Here is a 15,125-nt window from a genome sequence, read left to right on the forward strand (position 1 = left end):
CTCATCGCCCGGCCTCCTTCCGGAAGACGCGACGGCTGCCGTCGCGCTGAGGGCCGTAGGAACATGGTGGCTTTACGACGCGTGAGATGCGCACCGGCCCGCTTTTGTTCGCGGACCCACGGCCGGAGTACCCAGGGTCTCGTGGGCGACCGCCCGGGAGTTGCCGACGAGTGCACTTCCACCTGCCTCACAGCGCCCGTGCACGCGGGGACGGGCCCGGGACGGGCGTGGGAGGGGACCGGGGTGGGCGTGGCGCGGGCCTGGGACGGTGGGGTGGGGCGGCGACGTGGGGCGGCGACGCGTTGTCAGTGGGCCGGGGCACACTGACGGCATGGGCTCCCGTCGTAGAACCTGTCCGGTCTGCCGCCGCGAAATCGCCGTCGTCGCGGGGCGCTTCGCACGGCACGACCCGCCGGGGGCGCGGGACGCCGGAGATCTCGTGTCGTGCTCCGGCTCGCGACGGCACGCGCAACTGGGCGCGGTCCAGCCCTCGTTGGACGGGTACACCGTGCCCGGCTTCCCCGGCCAGCTGCCGCTCTTCTGAACCGCCGGCTCCCGGCGGCGCCGTCCCGTCAATTTCCGGCCACCGACTTCACCGCCACCGACACCGGCGTCGAACCGCCGATCAGTTCCAGCGTCAGTCCGGCCGTCGACGCACTCTCCACCAGCTCCGCCAGTACGGCCGCCACGTCGTCCCGCGGGATCGAGCCGCGCCCGGTGTGCGCCTCCAGGCGGACCGCGCCGGTGCCGGCGGAGTCCGTCAGCGCACCGGGGCGCAGGATCGTCCAGTCGAGTCCGTCCTGCCGGGCCACGTACGCGTCGGCGTGGCCCTTGGCGCGCAGGTAGACGTCGAAGACGTCGTCGCCCGGGTGCGCGGGATCCGCGCCCATCGAGGAGACGACGACGAAACGGCGTACGCCCGCGCGTACGGCCGCCTCCGCGAACAGCACCGCCGCGGCCTTGTCCACCGTGTCCTTGCGGGCCGTTCCACTGCCGGGACCCGCGCCCGCCGCGAACACCGCCGCGTCCGCGCCCCGCAGATGCGCCGCGACCTCTTCCACGGACGCGGACTCCAGGTCCAGCAGGACCGGTTCGGCGCCGGCCTCACGCAGTTCGTCGCCCTGCTCGCCGTTGCGGATGATCCCCGCCACCTCGTCCCCGCGCGCGGCGAGCAGCCGCTCCAGCCGCAGCGCGATCTGACCATGCCCCCCAGCTATGACAATGCGCATGTCTTTGACCGTACGCCCGACGAGGCCGGCCTGCCGTGCGGTCCGGAGGGGGGTGCTCCGCTGGGCGGCTGGTGTGCCGTCTGCGGGTGCGTCGTGGCTGGTCACGCAGTTCCCCGCGCCCCTTTGGGGTGCTGTCCTGCCCTGCCTGTCTGTATGGCCCGGAGTGGAGTGTTCCGGTGGAGGGCTGGTGTGTCGTCTGCGGGTGCGTCGTGGCTGGTCGCGCAGTTCCCCGCGCCCCTATGGGGCGCTGCCCCGCCCGACGCCCGAGCTCGAACGCGTTACGACAGTTCCCCCCGCCCCTGCCGCGGCAGCCCCAGCTCTGCTGCCGCTGCCGAGTTGCAGTACTCGCGGACCGCGCTCGTACGGGCGACCACGCGGCCACGGTGCACCACCAGGCGGCTGTAGGCGAGGGAGAGGGCGCCCGGGAGATGGTCGCCGCGCACGGCGAGGAGTTCGGCCGGGAAACCGGCCTCCACGCGTACCTCGGGCAGTCCCAGGGCGGCGCGGGCCGAGGTGCTCACCGCGTCGTAGGCGTCCTGCGGGCGCAGACCGTGGACGGAGGCGAGGAGATAGGCCGCCTCAAGGGGGTCGCCGCGCCCGACGGGGTTGGCGATGTCCCGGAGGGCACCACTGCCCGCGGCCACCCGCACCCCCGCCGCGCGCAGCAGCCGTACCGGGGCCGTGCCCCGGCGGTCGACGGCGCCGCAGCCGCCCTGGGGCAGGCACACCACCGTCACGCCGGCCGCCGCGAGCTGGTCGGCGAGCCGGGCGGCGGCCTCGGCGGGCAGGCGTGCGAGCCCGGCGCACGGGCCGATCGTCACGCCGGGGCGCAGGCCCCCGGCCATGGCCGCGAGCCGGGACAACCGGGCCGGATCCGCGGCGTCCGTGTGCAGGTCCACCGGGCAGCCGTGCTCGGAGGCCACCTCCAGGACCGCCTCCACATAGCCCGTGGGATCGGGGTCCAGGTCGGGGCAGCCGCCCACCACGGAGGCGCCCATCTTCAGCGCGTCCCGCAGCATCGCGAGCCCGTCCGCGCCGGCCGCCCCGGTCAGCAGCCGGGGCATCGCCACCGTGGTCAGCTCCGCCAGCCCCCGCAGCGAGCGCCGTGCCTGGAGGACCGCGCCCAGCGCGCCGAGCCCCTGGACGTCGCCCACGCGTACGTGCGCGCGTACCGCCGTCGCCCCGTGCCCGAGCTGGAGCAGGGCCGCCTCCGTCGCCCGGCGCTGGACGTCCTCGGGGGTGTACGAGACCGGTCCGGGCTGTTCGGCGGAGAGCGCGGTGTCGCCGTGGGCGTGCGGCTCGGCCGGGGCGGGCAGGAGCAGATAGCCGCTGAGGTCCACGCGCGCGGCGCCCGCGCCGGTGCATGCGCCTGCGCCTGTGACCGTGCCTGGGCCTGGGCCTGGGCCTGTGCTTGCGCCTGTGCGGGCCGGGCCCGGCGCCAGGCTGCCGGCCGTGCCCACCGCCTCGATGCGCCCACCGCCGAGCCGTACGTCCACCGTCCGGCCGTCGGTGAGCCGCGCCCCGCACAACAGCAGTCCGGCCGGGTCGGGCTGGCCCGAGGACCCGCAGGACCCCGACGAGTTCGACGACCCCGACGAGTTCGACGGCGGGTGCGGCTGCGGCTGCGGCTGGCTGTCGGGCATCGGACTCCAGGGGTAGGGGCCGGGGCCGGGGGCTCGGGTGGGCCGCGTGAGGGCCTTGAGGCCGCGGCGGCTCGGGAACGCGGCGGACTCAAGATCACGCAGAGTGAGTCGAGCCTATGGTCGCGGGACGCCCGTGACGCGGAGGAGCGCAATAGTCGTACCGGCGTGGTCCGCCCAGGCCGTTACGGGTGTACGGGTGTCTCCTCCTCGCCCGGCGCGCGCCGCACGCGCGTGTGGCAGGGGGCCGTGCGGCCGTGCGCGCACGCGCTCGTGCCGAGGTGTCCCAGGGGGCCCAGGAGGCTCCGGGGAGGCCCGTGATGAGGGCCGGGATGGGCGGCCGGATACGGATTTGGGTGAACGGCGGCGGACCGTGTAATGTCTTCATCGCTCGCCCCAATAGCTCAGTCGGCAGAGCGTCTCCATGGTAAGGAGAAGGTCAACGGTTCGATTCCGTTTTGGGGCTCTGGTGTGAGAGACCCTCGTCGCAAGGCGGGGTTCGATCTCATCAAAGCGGTGTAGCTCAGTCGGTAGAGCAAGCGGCTCATAATCGCTGTGTCACCGGTTCAAGTCCGGTCACCGCTACTGACAGTAGCCGATTGTGGGGTCGGTCCTTCGATCGGCTACTCTTTCTTGCGTTGAAACCATCCGTTCGTCCTAGGAGCACTCACGTGGCTGCCACCGACGTCCGCCCGAAGATCACGCTGGCCTGCGTGGAGTGCAAGGAGCGGAACTACATCACCAAGAAGAACCGGCGTAACAACCCGGACCGTCTTGAGATGAAGAAGCACTGCCCGCGTTGCAACGCGCACACCGCGCACCGCGAAACGCGATAAATCAGGCTCGTACATGAGGCCGCCCCCGTAACTTGGGGGGCGGCCTCATGTCGTTTCACGAGCGGTTGAGACCACGAGCGGCTGAGACAGCAGGGACGCCGCCGAGACCAGTGAGACCAGGAGGTGCCGGGCCATGGCGCTCGACCAGTCCTTCGTGGGGCGGACCTACCCGCCCACCGCGCCCTACGAGGTGGGCCGGGAGAAGATCCGCGAATTCGCCGAGGCGGTCGGGGACACCAACCCCGCGTACACGGACCCGGAGGCCGCCAAGGCGTTCGGTCACCCCGATGTGATCGCTCCGCCGACCTTCGTGTTCTCCATCACCTTCCGCGCCGCCGGACAGGTCGTCGAGGACCCCCAGCTCGGCCTGGACTACAGCCGCGTCGTGCACGGCGACCAGAAGTTCGCCTACCGCCGCCCCGTGCGCGCCGGCGACCGGCTGACCGTCACCTCCACCATCGAGGCGATCAAGTCCATGGCGGGCAACGACATCCTGGACATCCGGGGTGAGGTGCACGACGAGGCGGGCGAGCACGTGGTGACCGCCTGGACCAAGCTGGTGGCCCGTGCGGCCGAGAGGGCGTGAGGTACCGATGACGGCGAAGATCGCGTACGACGACATCGAGGTCGGCACCGAACTGCCGGCCCAGACCTTCTCCGTGGACCGCGCCACCCTGGTGCAGTACGCGGGCGCCTCCGGGGACTTCAACCCCATCCACTGGAACGAGAGGTTCGCCAAGGAGGTGGGCCTGCCGGACGTCATCGCGCACGGCATGTTCACCATGGCCGAGGCGATCCGCGTGGTCACCGACTGGACCGGCGACCCGGGCGCGGTCGTGGAGTACGGCGTCCGCTTCACCAAGCCGGTCGTCGTGCCGAACGACGACAAGGGCGCCGAGATCGAGGTCAGCGCCAAGGTCGCGGCCAAGCTCGACGACAACACGGTGCGTGTTGACCTGACGGCGACGAGCGGGGGCCAGAAGGTGCTGGGCATGTCCAGGGCGGTCGTGCGGCTGGCCTGACGGCTCCGGTCCGGTGCGCGGATGCGCGGATGCGCGGATGCGCTGATGCGCTGATGTGGTCCGATGCGCTGATGTAAGGGGCGGCTCCCATTGCGGGGCGTCCCTTACTCGTATCGGTGCGCACGATCTCGGTGCACAACCGCAGTGCACGACCTCCTGACCCACTTAGTGATTGAGCACTAACTTCTGGGCATGGTCAGGATGAGCGCCGAGGAACGGCGCGAGAGCGTCATTCGCGCCGCGATCGCCGAGTTCGCGCAGAGGGGCTGCTACGGCACCTCCACCGAGGCGATCGCCAAGCGGGTGGGGGTCTCGCAGCCGTACCTCTTCCGGCTCTTCCCGGGCAAGAAGGCGATCTTCGCCGCCGCCTCGCTGCGCTGCATCGAGGACACCTGCCGCGTGTTCGCGGAGGCGTCCGAGGGGCTCACGGGGGAGGAGGCGCTGCACGCCATGGGCCGGGCGTACGTGCGGCTGATCCAGGAGCACCCGGAAGGGCTCCAGATGCAGATGCAGACGTACATCGCGGTCGCGGCTGCCGAGGCGGAGGGCGACCGCGCGTTCGGCGAGGCGGTGCGGGCCGGCTGGATGCGGCTGTGGGAGACCGTGCATCTGCCCCTGGGGGCGGACGTGAACGAGACCACCGTCTTCATGGCCTACGGAATGCTCATCAACACCCTGACCGCCATGGGGTTTCCGCCCGGACATCGGGTCTGGCAGGGGCTGTACCCGTCCGCGCAGCCCGACGGGTCACAGGAAAAGGCGCAGGAAATCGCGCAGGAGAAGTCGCAGGGATAGCCGCGGAAGAAGTAGCGCGGCGGTCAGGGGGCTCCGGCTCGGCTCTTTTCTGGCCGTGAAAGTTAGTCATCGATAACTAATCGTCGATCGTGTACAACGCACCGGGGGAGCGATGTCAGCCATGCCACAGAGGATCGCGGCACCGAGCACCACGCCGACACGCGCGGGCGCCGTCTGGGCGCTCGTCATCAGCAGCGTCGCCGGATTCATGGCGGCCCTCGACAACCTCGTCGTCACCACCGCGCTGCCCTCCATCCGTAAGGACCTCGGTGGCGCGCTGGACGACCTGGAGTGGACCGTGAGCGCCTACACGCTCACCTTCGCCGTCCTGCTGATGACCGGCGCCGCGCTCGGTGACCGGTTCGGACGGCGTCGGCTCTTCCTCGCCGGGCTCACCGTCTTCACCGGTGCCTCCGCGGCGGCGGCCATGGCGCCCGGCATCGACTCCCTCATCGCCGCCCGCGCGGTCCAGGGCGCCGGGGCGGCCGTCATGATGCCGCTGACACTCACCCTGCTGACAGCGGCCGTACCCGCCGCCAGGCGTGGGCTGGCGTACGGCATCTGGGGCGCCGTCAACGGTCTCGCGGTCGCCTCCGGGCCGCTCATCGGCGGCAGCCTCACGGAGCACGTCTCCTGGCACTGGATCTTCTGGCTGAACGTTCCGCTCGGCGTCGCCCTGCTGCCCCTGGCCCGCCTCCGCCTCGCGGAGTCCCACGGAACCGGTGCCCCGCTCGACGCCCCCGGCACCCTGCTCGCCAGCGGCGGACTGTTCGGGATCGTGTACGGCCTGGTCCGCGGGCCCGCCGACGGCTGGACCAGCCTCCTCGTCCTGACGGGGCTGTTCGTGGGCGGTGCGCTGCTGAGCGGCTTCGTCCTCTACAGCTCCCGGGCCGAGAACCCCATGCTCCCCATGCGGCTGTTCCGCGCCCGCGCCTTCGCCGGGATCAATGTCGCGAGCCTGCTGATGTTCCTCGGGATGTTCGGCTCGATCTTCCTGCTCAGCCAGTACCTGCAGGGGGTGCTCGGCTACTCGCCCACCGAGGCGGGCCTGCGGATGCTGCCGTGGACCGGGATGCCGATCCTCGTCGCCCCGGTCGCCGGGATCCTCTCCGACCGCATCGGCGGCCGGCCGGTCGTCGCCGCCGGCCTGTTCCTCCAGGCCGCCGGGCTCGGCTACCTGGCCTCCGCGGTCAGCACCGACGTCTCCTACAGCACCCAGCTGCCCGGCCTGATCATCAGCGGCGTCGGGATGGCGCTGTACTTCGCCCCCGCCGCCTACCTGGTGATGTCCAGCGTCCGCCCGCAGGAACAGGGCATCGCCTCCGGCGCCAACAACGCGCTGCGGGAGGTGGGCGGCGCGCTCGGCATCGCCGTCATGTCGTCGATCTTCTCCGCGCAGGGCGGCTACGAGAGCGCGCAGACCTTCGTGGACGGCCTGCGGCCCGCCCTGGTCACCGGCTCCGTGGCGATCGCCCTGGCGGCAGCCGCGGCCCTGGCGATCCCGGCCCGGCGGAGGGAGCGGAAGGACGGGGCCGCGGCCGAGCAGGCGCCTGCATTGGCCGTCGAGACCCTCTCCCGCTGACGCGGATGGGGCCCAGCCCGCACGGCGCGCTGGGCCGCACGGCGCGGCATCGCTCGCACGGCTCAGCCCAGTCCGCGCGGCGAGGCCCGGGCCGCCTGGCGCGGCATCGCTCGCACGGCTCAGCCCAGTCCGCGCGGCGAGGCCCGGGCCGCGTGGCGCGGCATCGCTCGCACGGCTCAGCCCAGTCCGCGCGGCGAGGCCCGGGCCGCGTGGCGCGGCAGCGGGCGGCACGGACAGCCGAGTCCGCATGGCGAAGCCCGGCCCGCCCGGAACAGCACGACTCCGCACTGCACCGCGGAGTCCGCATGGCGAAGCCCAGCCCACATGGCTAAGCCCAAGTCCGTACAACGCGGCAGTGGGCCGCAGCGCACAGCGACAGTCCGCGCGGCGAAGCCCAGCCCACACGGCGAAGCCGAGTCCGCATGGCGTCGCGGCAGCAGGCCGCACGGCACAGCCCGCACGGCTAAACCCAGCCAGCGCAGCACAGCGCCACTCCGCACCGCACGGCGCAGCACCACTCCGCACCGCACAGCCCCACTCCTCCACGGCAACGTACGCACGCAGCAGAAGGAGAGACGCTCATGCCCACTCTGCCCTGGAGCGCACCGGCCACTCCGCCGGCCGGTGCCGAGGTCCATGTCTTCGCCTCGCGGTTCGAGACCCGCACCCTCGCGGGAGCCTTCCGGTTCTTCCTGCGCACGCCGGCCGTGTGGCGGCAGGTCGGCCGGGCGCCCGGCGCCTACGGGGCGACGCTGAAGGCGCAGCCCCTGCGGCGGACGTTCTGGACCCTGTCCGCCTGGGAGTCACCGGACGCGCTGCGCGCCTTCGCCCGCTCCGGCGCCCACAGGCCGGGCGCCCGCGGCCTCGCTCCCGAGATGCGGGACGCCAAGTTCGTGAGCTGGCAGGTGTCGGGCGACGACCTGCCGGTGAGCTGGCCGGAGGCCTTCCGGCGGCTGAGCTGAGCCGGCGGGCCGCGATCACGGGCACGCACGCGTAGGGCGTGGGGCCCCGGTTCCGGCCGATCGGGCCCCACGCGCGCGTGGCGCGGGACGGGGCCCGGTGCCACGGGGCTGTCGGTGCCGTCTCGTAGTCTTGGGCGCGTGCAGGTACTCCACGACGCCCCCCTCGCCCCGTTGACCACCTTCCGGCTGGGCGGTCCCGCGGCCCGGCTGGTCACCGCGACCACCGATGCCGAGGTGATCGACGCCGTCCGCGCGGCGGACGACAGCGGGACCCCGCTGCTGGTCATCGGCGGCGGTTCCAACCTGGTCATCGGCGACAAGGGCTTCGACGGCACCGCCCTGCGCATCGCCACCCGTGGCGTCGAGCTGCGCGGCACCACGCTGGAGCTGGCGGCCGGCGAGGTGTGGACGGACGCCGTCGCCCGCACCGTCGAGGCCGGTCTGGCCGGCATCGAGTGCCTGGCCGGAATCCCGGGCTCCGCGGGCGCCACCCCGATCCAGAACGTGGGCGCCTACGGCCAGGAGGTCTCCTCGACGATCACCGAGGTGATCGCGTACGACCGCCGGGCCGGCGAGACCGTCACGCTGACGAACGAGGAGTGTGCCTTCTCGTACCGGCACAGCCGCTTCAAGGCCGACCCGGAGCGGTACGTCGTCCTGCGCGTCCGCTTCGAGCTGGAGGACGCGGACGGGCTGTCGGCGCCGATCCGGTACGCCGAGACGGCCCGCGTGCTCGGCGTGCAGACCGGTGAGCGGGTGCCGCTGGCCGAGGCCCGCGAGACCGTGCTGAAGCTGAGGGCCGGGAAGGGCATGGTCCTCGACCCGGAGGACCACGACAGCTGGTCCGCCGGCTCCTTCTTCACCAACCCGATCCTCACCGACGAGCAGTTCGCCGCGTTCCACGCGCGCGTGGGCGAGCGTCTCGGTGAGGGCGTCGAGCCGCCCGCCTACCCGGCGGGGGAGGGGCGCACCAAGACCTCCGCGGCCTGGCTGATCGACAAGGCGGGCTTCACCAAGGGGTACGGCACCGGCCCCGCCCGCATCTCCACCAAGCACACCCTCGCCCTCACCAACCGGGGCGACGCCACCACCGAGGACCTGCTGACCCTGGCCCGCGAGGTCGTCACCGGAGTCCACGAGGCCTTCGGCATCACCCTGATCAACGAGCCGGTGACAATCGGCGTCAGCCTGTAGCCACGGGCCTACCGGCCCCGGGTCACCGGATCCCGATCCCGGTCTCCCGGCCCCAGGCCGCGGCGCGACCCGTCGCCCCCGGCCCACCGGATCCTGGCCGCAACCGCAACCGCAACCGCAACCGCAACCGCAACCGCAACCGCAACCGCAACCGCAACCGCAGCCTCTGGCCTCGGGGCCACTGGCTCGGCCGCAGCCCACCGGATCCGGTCCCGGACCCAGGTCGCGGCCCGTCGCTCGCGGTTCCCGGCCCCCGCCTGTCGGCCTACCGGCCCCGGCCTCGGGCCACCGGATCCGATCCTGGCCTCCCGGCACCGGGCCGCGCCCCGCCGACCTCGGCCCCCCGTCGTGCCGTCCGCTGGCCCCAGCCCACCGGATCCCAGCCCCAGCCCCAGCCCCTGGCCTCGGGGCCACTGGCTCGGCCCCCGCCCACCGGATCCGGTCCCGGACCCAGGTCGCGGCCCCATCAGCCCCCGATCCCCGCCCCCACTCAATACGCCCTCAATACGCCCTCAATACGCCCTCAATACGCCACCCCCACCCCCCTCCTCACCGCCCCCTCGTCCGTGATCAGCGACAGCATCGCGTGGGCGACGTCCGCGCGGGCGATGAAGCGGCCGGAGGGCGGGAAGCCGTCGATCACCGTGCGGTAGTGGCCGGTGAGTGGCTTGTTCTGGAGTCGCGGGGGGCGTACGGACGTCCAGTCCGTGCCGCTGCCTGCCAGCTCGGCCTCCATCTCGCGCAGGTCGGCGTAGACGTCCTTGAGCAGTGCAGAGACCAGGCCGCGCATGCCGCGGTCCAGGAGGCCGTCGTGCTCGGGGGCGGGGCCGACCGGTCCGGCGCTGACCACCAGCAGCCGTCGTATCCCCTCCGCCTCCATCGCGCCCAGCACCGTACGGGTGAGCCGGGTGGCCACCCCGGCGTCCTTGCGGCTGCGCGCGCCCAGGGCGGACAGGACCGCGTCACGGCCGGTGACGGCGGCGCGCAGCTCCTGCGGGTCGGTGAGGCCGGAGCGGACGACGTCCAGGCGGTCACCGGTGGCGGTGACGGTGAACCTCGCGGGATCGCGCACGACGGCCGTGACCTCGTGGCCGGCGGCCAGGCCCTGGCGGACCAGCTCCTGGCCGATCCCTCCGGTGGCGCCGAAAACGGTGAGCTTCATGGTGTGGGTCTCCCGGTGTGGACAGGCTCGCGTGACAGGTGACAGGTGACAGGTGACAGGTGACAGGTGACAAGCCACCTGTGACAGGTGGGTGAGCGTTCACTCACCCGCACGTCTTCTAGAGTGGGTAAGCACTCACCCACTCGTCAAGCCCATAAGGACCCGCATGGAGACGAAGCCGGCCCGCGTCCGCATCCTCGACGCCGCGCACGAGCTGATGCTCACCGTCGGCCTCGCCCGCACCACCACCAAGGAGATCGCCCGCGCGGCCGGCTGCTCCGAGGCGGCCCTCTACAAGAACTTCGACAGCAAGGAGGACCTGTTCGTCCGCGTCCTCGCCGAGCGCCTGCCCCGCCTCACCCCCCTGCTGAGCAGCCTCGCCGCGGAGCCCGGCAAGGGCACCCTGGAGGCGAACCTCACCGAGATCGCCCGCCAGGCCGCCCTCTTCTACGAGCAGAGCTTCCCGATCGCCGCGTCCCTCTACGCCGAACAGCAGCTCAAACGGCGCCACGACGACGCCCTGCGCAAGATCGGCTCCGGACCGCACAAGCCGATCGAGGGCCTGGACGCCTACCTGCGCGCCGAACAGGCCGTCGGCCGGGTCCGCGCCGACGCCGACACCTACGCGGCCGCCTCGCTCCTCCTCGGCGCCTGCTCCCAGCGCGCGTTCGCCTACGACGCGACCGCCGACGGCGAGCGGCCACCCGTGGACGCCTTCGCCGCCCGCCTCGCCCGCGCCCTGCTGGCCGGGATCACCTCGCACAATTGCGTTGCGCGGGAGGACGGCCGGCCTCGATCCTGAACGGATGAGGCATCGCCGATGCGGCTGAGGCTGCGCGAGTTCAGGCCCTGTACCGGGCCGTACGCATACCGGGTCGTCCAGCCCCGGCCCCCGCTGCGCCACACCTCACTGAGCGCCCCCGACCCCATCGGCCTGCTCCTCGGCAACCACGACGGGCTGAACCGGCTCGCGGGCCTGTTCTCCTTCGCGGCCTGCTCGCGGCACACGGTCGTCCACGTCCCGCTGCGCGACGGCGTCCCGTCCGACGAGTGCTGGGGCGAGCCCGTCGACCTCGTCATCGTCCATCACAGCCTCGGCCTGCGCCCCGCCCAGTGGCCCGCGCTGCGCCGCCGGCTCGGTCCTGGCACCCCGCTGACCGTGCGCACCGACGAGGCACGCACCGCGCGGGACGCCGCGTCCTGGCGCGCACGGCGGGAACGGGCGGACTTCCGGGACGAGCTGCGGCACGCCACGCAACGCCCGCACGTTCTTCCTGTTCGGCAGCCGGGACGTGTTCGCCGAGACCGCCACCTGGTTCGCCCACGCGGCCGGCTGGGGCCCGCGCCACAAGCGCGTCGCCCAGGGCGCCTCCGCGCTGATGGCGGAGCTGCCCGCGCTGGTCCAGCCGCCCGGCGGCGGGCACCCCCTGGACGTCCTGGTCTGCTTCAAGCCCTATCCGCCCTACGCCCACTTCAGGCCGCCGGGCGCACCAGCCAGTCGTCGACGCCGGCCAGCAGCCGCCCCTTGACCTCCTCCGGCGCCGCCGAGGCCCGCACCGACTGGCGGGCCAGTTCCGCGAGTTCGGCGTCCGTGAAGGCGTGGTGGTGGCGCGCGATGTCGTACTGGGCGGCCAGGCGGGAGCCGAAGAGCAGCGGGTCGTCGGCGCCGAGGGCCATCGGGACGCCCGTCTCGAAGAAGGTGCGCAGGGGGACGTCCTCCGGTTTCTCGTAGACGCCCAGCGCCACGTTCGAGGCCGGGCAGACCTCGCAGGTCACACCCCGGTCGGCCAGCCGCTTCAGCAGCCGCGGGTCCTCCGCCGCCCGCACCCCGTGGCCGATCCGCGAGGCGTGCAGGTCGTCCAGGCAGTCGCGGACCGACGCCGGGCCGGTCAGCTCGCCGCCGTGCGGGGCCGACAGCAGGCCGCCCTCCCGGGCGATGTGGAAGGCCCGGTCGAAGTCGCGGGCCATGCCCCGCCGCTCGTCGTTGGACAGCCCGAAACCCACCACGCCCCGGTCCGCGAACCGCACCGCCAGCCGGGCCAGCGTGCGCGCGTCCAGGGGGTGCTTCATCCGGTTCGCGGCCACCAGCACCCGCATCCCGAGCCCGGTCTCCCGGGACGCCGTCTCCACCGCGTCCAGGATGATCTCCAGCGCAGGGATCAGACCGCCCAGCCGGGGCGCGTACGACGTCGGGTCCACCTGGATCTCCAGCCAGCCCGAGCCGTCCTTCAGATCCTCCTCGGCGGCCTCCCGGACAAGACGCTGGATGTCCTCCGGCTGCCGCAGGCACGAGCGCGCCGCGTCGTACAGCCGCTGGAAGCGGAACCAACCCCGTTCGTCGGTGGCCCGGAGCTTCGGCGGTTCCCCGCTGGTCAGCGCCTCCGTCAGCGCGTCGGGCAGGTGCACGCCGTATTTGTCGGCCAGCTCCAGGACGGTCGCCGGCCGCATCGAACCGGTGAAGTGCAGGTGCAGATGGGCCTTCGGCAGTTCAGAGACATCACGTACACGCTCCATTGGAGGATCCTGCCGCACGTATGTGTCGTCCCGGTAGCCGATTCCCCGTTCGTGGTCTTGTTCGCGGTCTTGTTCGCACCCAGAGGCACAGTCCTGCCTGTTCGTACGTAGAGGCACACAGAGACGGGCCGCCTCCCCGAAGGGAGACGGCCCGCACGCGCGCGTACCGCGAAGGACGTCAGTCCCGGGCCTCCGCCAGCAGCTTCTGGATCCGGCTCACGCCCTCGACGAGGTCCTCGTCACCGAGCGCGTACGACAGCCGCAGGTAGCCCGGCGTGCCGAAGGCCTCGCCCGGGACGACCGCGACCTCGGACTCCTCAAGGATCAGCGCGGCCAGCTCCACGGAGTCCTTCGGACGCCTCCCGCGGATCTCCTTGCCGAGCAGACCCTTGACCGACGGGTAGACGTAGAAGGCGCCCTCGGGCTCCGGGCAGACCACACCGTCGATCTCGTTGAGCATCCGCACGATCGTGCGCCGGCGCCGGTCGAAGGCCTCGCGCATCTTCGCGACCGCTTCCAGGTCGCCGGAGACGGCGGCCAGCGCGGCCACCTGGGCCACGTTGGAGACGTTCGAGGTGGCGTGCGACTGCAGGTTCGTCGCGGCCTTGACCACGTCCTTGGGGCCGATGACCCAGCCCACGCGCCAGCCGGTCATGGCGTACGTCTTCGCCACACCGTTGACCACGATGCACTTGTCGCGCAGCTCGGGCACGACGGCGGGCAGTGAGGTGAAGGTCGCGTCGCCGTAGACGAGGTGCTCGTAGATCTCGTCGGTGAGCACCCACAGGCCGTGCTCGACGGCCCAGCGGCCGATCGCCTCGGTCTCCTCGGGGCCGTAGACCGCGCCGGTGGGGTTGGACGGAGAGACGAAGAGCACGACCTTCGTCCGCTCCGTGCGCGCCGCCTCCAGCTGCTCGACGGAGACGCGGTAGCCGGTCGTCTCGTCGGCGACGACCTCCACCGGGACACCGCCGGCCAGGCGGATCGACTCCGGGTAGGTCGTCCAGTACGGCGCCGGGACGATGACCTCGTCGCCCGGGTCGAGGATCGCGGCGAACGCCTCGTAGATGGCCTGCTTGCCGCCGTTGGTGACCAGGACCTGGGAGGCGTCGACCTCGTAGCCGGAGTCGCGCAGCGTCTTCGCGGCGATCGCGGCCTTCAGTTCGGGCAGGCCGCCGGCCGGCGTGTAGCGGTGGTACTTCGGGTTCTTGCACGCCTCGATGGCGGCGGCGACGATGTAGTCCGGGGTCGGGAAGTCGGGCTCACCGGCGCCGAAGCCGATTACCGGACGCCCGGCGGCCTTGAGGGCCTTGGCCTTGGCGTCCACGGCGAGGGTGGCGGACTCGGAGATCGCGCCGACTCGGGCGGAGACCCGGCGCTCGGTGGGAGGGGTTGCAGCGCTCATGGCCCCATCGTTCCAGACCGGAAATGTCCCCGGCACACGGGTTTCACGGACTGAACATCAACGGGGCGAGGCGTGAACAGGGATACGAATCCGGCCCCCGGCCAGGACGATCTTCGGCTTCGCCGCTTTGGCCGGGCACTTTCTGTTCGACGCCGGGCCGTGGACCACGTACACTCTCACCTCGTTGGCCTCCAGCAGCCGCGGTACGGACGGTGTACACCGAGCACCCACCCGGATGCGGTACGTTGGGGGACGGACAAAGGGTCGTAGCTCAATTGGTAGAGCACCGGTCTCCAAAACCGGCGGTTGGGGGTTCAAGTCCCTCCGGCCCTGCTACACACACCGCCAGGATGTGTGCGCATGTACGTACTGCAATGCACCGCCGTGCGGCTCAGGAACCGGGCGCGGCACGGCCATGAACCCGGGATCAGGTGAGGACGCATGACGGACGCCGTGGGCTCCATCGACACGCCTGACGCCCAGGACGAGGTGCCCGAGTTCAAGAAGAAGGCCCGCAAGGGCGGTAAGCGCGCCAAGAAGGGCCCGCTGAAGCGCCTCGCGATCTTCTATCGCCAGATCGTCGCGGAACTCCGCAAGGTCGTCTGGCCGACGCGTAACCAGCTGACGTCGTACACCACCGTGGTGATCTTCTTCGTCGCCATCATGATCGCGCTGGTGACCGTGATTGACTATGGGCTCAACCACGCCGCCAAGTACGTCTTCGGCTGAGCCAAGAGCGAAGGGCGCCGTGGTACCGGCGCCCGTTTTCGCATGTTCCACCCCT

The 15,125-nt window shown here is 72.1% G+C and carries 16 protein-coding genes, 3 tRNA genes and 1 pseudogene; 15 read left to right on the forward strand and 5 right to left on the reverse strand.

Features of this window, described 5'->3' with window-relative positions:
- Nucleotides 1–331 precede the first annotated feature (331 nt).
- On the forward strand, nt 332–544 hold the full coding sequence (locus ACGFYV_RS07725) for a hypothetical protein (RefSeq protein ID WP_393877465.1): 213 nt from the start codon (nt 332–334) through the stop codon (nt 542–544).
- A gap of 28 nt (nt 545–572) precedes the next feature.
- Here the strand turns inward: ACGFYV_RS07725 and ACGFYV_RS07730 are convergent, their stop codons facing one another.
- Together ACGFYV_RS07730 and ACGFYV_RS07735 are read right to left on the reverse strand one after the other, a co-directional pair.
- A complete protein-coding gene (locus tag ACGFYV_RS07730; protein WP_393877466.1) occupies nt 573–1,229 on the reverse strand; it encodes an NAD(P)H-binding protein in 657 nt (218 codons plus the stop codon).
- Nucleotides 1,230–1,507: 278 nt separating this feature from the next.
- The gene (locus tag ACGFYV_RS07735; protein WP_393877551.1) at nt 1,508–2,725 is read right to left on the reverse strand and encodes an amidohydrolase family protein; all 1,218 of its coding nucleotides are present in this window, start codon (nt 2,723–2,725) and stop codon (nt 1,508–1,510) included.
- Between ACGFYV_RS07735 and ACGFYV_RS07740 the strand changes: the two genes are divergently transcribed.
- The 10 genes from ACGFYV_RS07740 to ACGFYV_RS07785 all read left to right on the forward strand — a co-directional run bounded on the left by ACGFYV_RS07740 (nt 2,682) and on the right by ACGFYV_RS07785 (nt 9,260).
- On the forward strand, nt 2,682–2,888 hold the full coding sequence (locus ACGFYV_RS07740) for a hypothetical protein (protein ID WP_393877555.1): 207 nt from the start codon (nt 2,682–2,684) through the stop codon (nt 2,886–2,888). The genes ACGFYV_RS07735 and ACGFYV_RS07740 overlap by 44 nt on opposite strands.
- 374 nt (nt 2,889–3,262) lie before the next feature.
- Nucleotides 3,263–3,335, forward strand: a tRNA-Thr gene (locus ACGFYV_RS07745).
- Nucleotides 3,336–3,381: 46 nt separating this feature from the next.
- Nucleotides 3,382–3,454: transfer RNA gene (locus ACGFYV_RS07750), tRNA-Met, on the forward strand.
- An 86-nt stretch (nt 3,455–3,540) separates the two neighbouring features.
- Entirely contained in the window at nt 3,541–3,705 is a 165-nt protein-coding gene (gene rpmG, locus ACGFYV_RS07755) for a 50S ribosomal protein L33 (RefSeq protein WP_003948671.1), read from the forward strand.
- A gap of 133 nt (nt 3,706–3,838) precedes the next feature.
- On the forward strand, nt 3,839–4,291 hold the full coding sequence (locus ACGFYV_RS07760) for a MaoC family dehydratase N-terminal domain-containing protein (protein WP_393877467.1): 453 nt from the start codon (nt 3,839–3,841) through the stop codon (nt 4,289–4,291).
- Nucleotides 4,292–4,298: 7 nt separating this feature from the next.
- Nucleotides 4,299–4,727, forward strand: a complete 429-nt coding sequence (locus ACGFYV_RS07765; protein WP_393877468.1) for a MaoC family dehydratase — start codon at nt 4,299–4,301, stop codon at nt 4,725–4,727.
- Nucleotides 4,728–4,919: 192 nt separating this feature from the next.
- Nucleotides 4,920–5,522 carry a TetR/AcrR family transcriptional regulator gene (locus ACGFYV_RS07770; protein WP_393877469.1) on the forward strand — a complete coding sequence of 201 codons (603 nt, stop codon included), beginning with the start codon at nt 4,920–4,922 and terminating at the stop codon, nt 5,520–5,522.
- Nucleotides 5,523–5,643: 121 nt separating this feature from the next.
- A complete protein-coding gene (locus ACGFYV_RS07775; protein ID WP_393877470.1) occupies nt 5,644–7,104 on the forward strand; it encodes a DHA2 family efflux MFS transporter permease subunit in 1,461 nt (486 codons plus the stop codon).
- Between the two features lie 581 nt (nt 7,105–7,685).
- Nucleotides 7,686–8,066 (forward strand): DUF3291 domain-containing protein, encoded by a 381-nt coding sequence (locus tag ACGFYV_RS07780; RefSeq protein WP_393877471.1) that lies wholly within the window; start codon nt 7,686–7,688, stop codon nt 8,064–8,066.
- 138 nt (nt 8,067–8,204) lie between these two features.
- Complete coding sequence (locus tag ACGFYV_RS07785; RefSeq protein WP_393877472.1) at nt 8,205–9,260, forward strand: UDP-N-acetylmuramate dehydrogenase; 1,056 nt, start codon at nt 8,205–8,207, stop codon at nt 9,258–9,260.
- A 523-nt stretch (nt 9,261–9,783) separates the two neighbouring features.
- On the opposite strand, the gene ACGFYV_RS07790 is transcribed toward ACGFYV_RS07785, so the two are convergent.
- Complete coding sequence (locus tag ACGFYV_RS07790) at nt 9,784–10,422, reverse strand: NAD(P)-dependent oxidoreductase (RefSeq protein WP_393877473.1); 639 nt, start codon at nt 10,420–10,422, stop codon at nt 9,784–9,786.
- A gap of 166 nt (nt 10,423–10,588) precedes the next feature.
- Here ACGFYV_RS07790 and ACGFYV_RS07795 point away from each other — a divergent pair, with 166 nt between their 5' ends.
- Nucleotides 10,589–11,224 carry a TetR/AcrR family transcriptional regulator gene (locus ACGFYV_RS07795; protein WP_393877474.1) on the forward strand — a complete coding sequence of 212 codons (636 nt, stop codon included), beginning with the start codon at nt 10,589–10,591 and terminating at the stop codon, nt 11,222–11,224.
- 18 nt (nt 11,225–11,242) lie between these two features.
- Nucleotides 11,243–11,951 (forward strand): annotated as a pseudogene (locus ACGFYV_RS07800) (hypothetical protein).
- Here the strand turns inward: ACGFYV_RS07800 and ACGFYV_RS07805 are convergent.
- Both ACGFYV_RS07805 and ACGFYV_RS07810 read right to left on the reverse strand, forming a co-directional pair.
- Entirely contained in the window at nt 11,896–12,936 is a 1,041-nt protein-coding gene (locus ACGFYV_RS07805; protein ID WP_393877475.1) for an adenosine deaminase, read from the reverse strand. The pseudogene ACGFYV_RS07800 and the gene ACGFYV_RS07805 sit on opposite strands and share 56 nt — an antisense overlap.
- Before the next feature lie 178 nt (nt 12,937–13,114).
- Nucleotides 13,115–14,341, reverse strand: coding sequence for a pyridoxal phosphate-dependent aminotransferase (locus ACGFYV_RS07810; protein ID WP_393877476.1), 1,227 nt, complete (start codon nt 14,339–14,341; stop codon nt 13,115–13,117).
- Between the two features lie 260 nt (nt 14,342–14,601).
- Here ACGFYV_RS07810 and ACGFYV_RS07815 point away from each other — a divergent pair.
- A tRNA-Trp gene (locus tag ACGFYV_RS07815) sits at nt 14,602–14,674 on the forward strand.
- A 108-nt stretch (nt 14,675–14,782) separates the two neighbouring features.
- Nucleotides 14,783–15,070 carry a preprotein translocase subunit SecE gene (secE, locus tag ACGFYV_RS07820; RefSeq protein WP_393877477.1) on the forward strand — a complete coding sequence of 96 codons (288 nt, stop codon included), beginning with the start codon at nt 14,783–14,785 and terminating at the stop codon, nt 15,068–15,070.
- The last annotated feature ends 55 nt before the right edge of the window (nt 15,071–15,125 follow it).

It is taken from the genome of Streptomyces sp. NPDC048297 (genome assembly GCF_043201585.1).
In the GTDB taxonomy this organism is placed as follows: domain Bacteria; phylum Actinomycetota; class Actinomycetes; order Streptomycetales; family Streptomycetaceae; genus Streptomyces.

Coding starts and splice junctions, on each gene's coding strand:
- ACGFYV_RS07730 (WP_393877466.1), bottom strand. CDS start 1,229: ATGCGCATTGTCATAGCTGGGGGGCATGGTCAGATCGCGCTGCGGCTG.
- secE (WP_393877477.1), top strand. CDS start 14,783: ATGACGGACGCCGTGGGCTCCATCGACACGCCTGACGCCCAGGACGAG.
- ACGFYV_RS07805 (WP_393877475.1), bottom strand. CDS start 12,936: ATGGAGCGTGTACGTGATGTCTCTGAACTGCCGAAGGCCCATCTGCAC.
- ACGFYV_RS07760 (WP_393877467.1), top strand. CDS start 3,839: ATGGCGCTCGACCAGTCCTTCGTGGGGCGGACCTACCCGCCCACCGCG.
- ACGFYV_RS07770 (WP_393877469.1), top strand. CDS start 4,920: ATGGTCAGGATGAGCGCCGAGGAACGGCGCGAGAGCGTCATTCGCGCC.
- ACGFYV_RS07810 (WP_393877476.1), bottom strand. CDS start 14,341: ATGAGCGCTGCAACCCCTCCCACCGAGCGCCGGGTCTCCGCCCGAGTC.
- ACGFYV_RS07725 (WP_393877465.1), top strand. CDS start 332: ATGGGCTCCCGTCGTAGAACCTGTCCGGTCTGCCGCCGCGAAATCGCC.
- ACGFYV_RS07790 (WP_393877473.1), bottom strand. CDS start 10,422: ATGAAGCTCACCGTTTTCGGCGCCACCGGAGGGATCGGCCAGGAGCTG.
- ACGFYV_RS07795 (WP_393877474.1), top strand. CDS start 10,589: ATGGAGACGAAGCCGGCCCGCGTCCGCATCCTCGACGCCGCGCACGAG.
- ACGFYV_RS07775 (WP_393877470.1), top strand. CDS start 5,644: ATGCCACAGAGGATCGCGGCACCGAGCACCACGCCGACACGCGCGGGC.
- ACGFYV_RS07765 (WP_393877468.1), top strand. CDS start 4,299: ATGACGGCGAAGATCGCGTACGACGACATCGAGGTCGGCACCGAACTG.
- ACGFYV_RS07780 (WP_393877471.1), top strand. CDS start 7,686: ATGCCCACTCTGCCCTGGAGCGCACCGGCCACTCCGCCGGCCGGTGCC.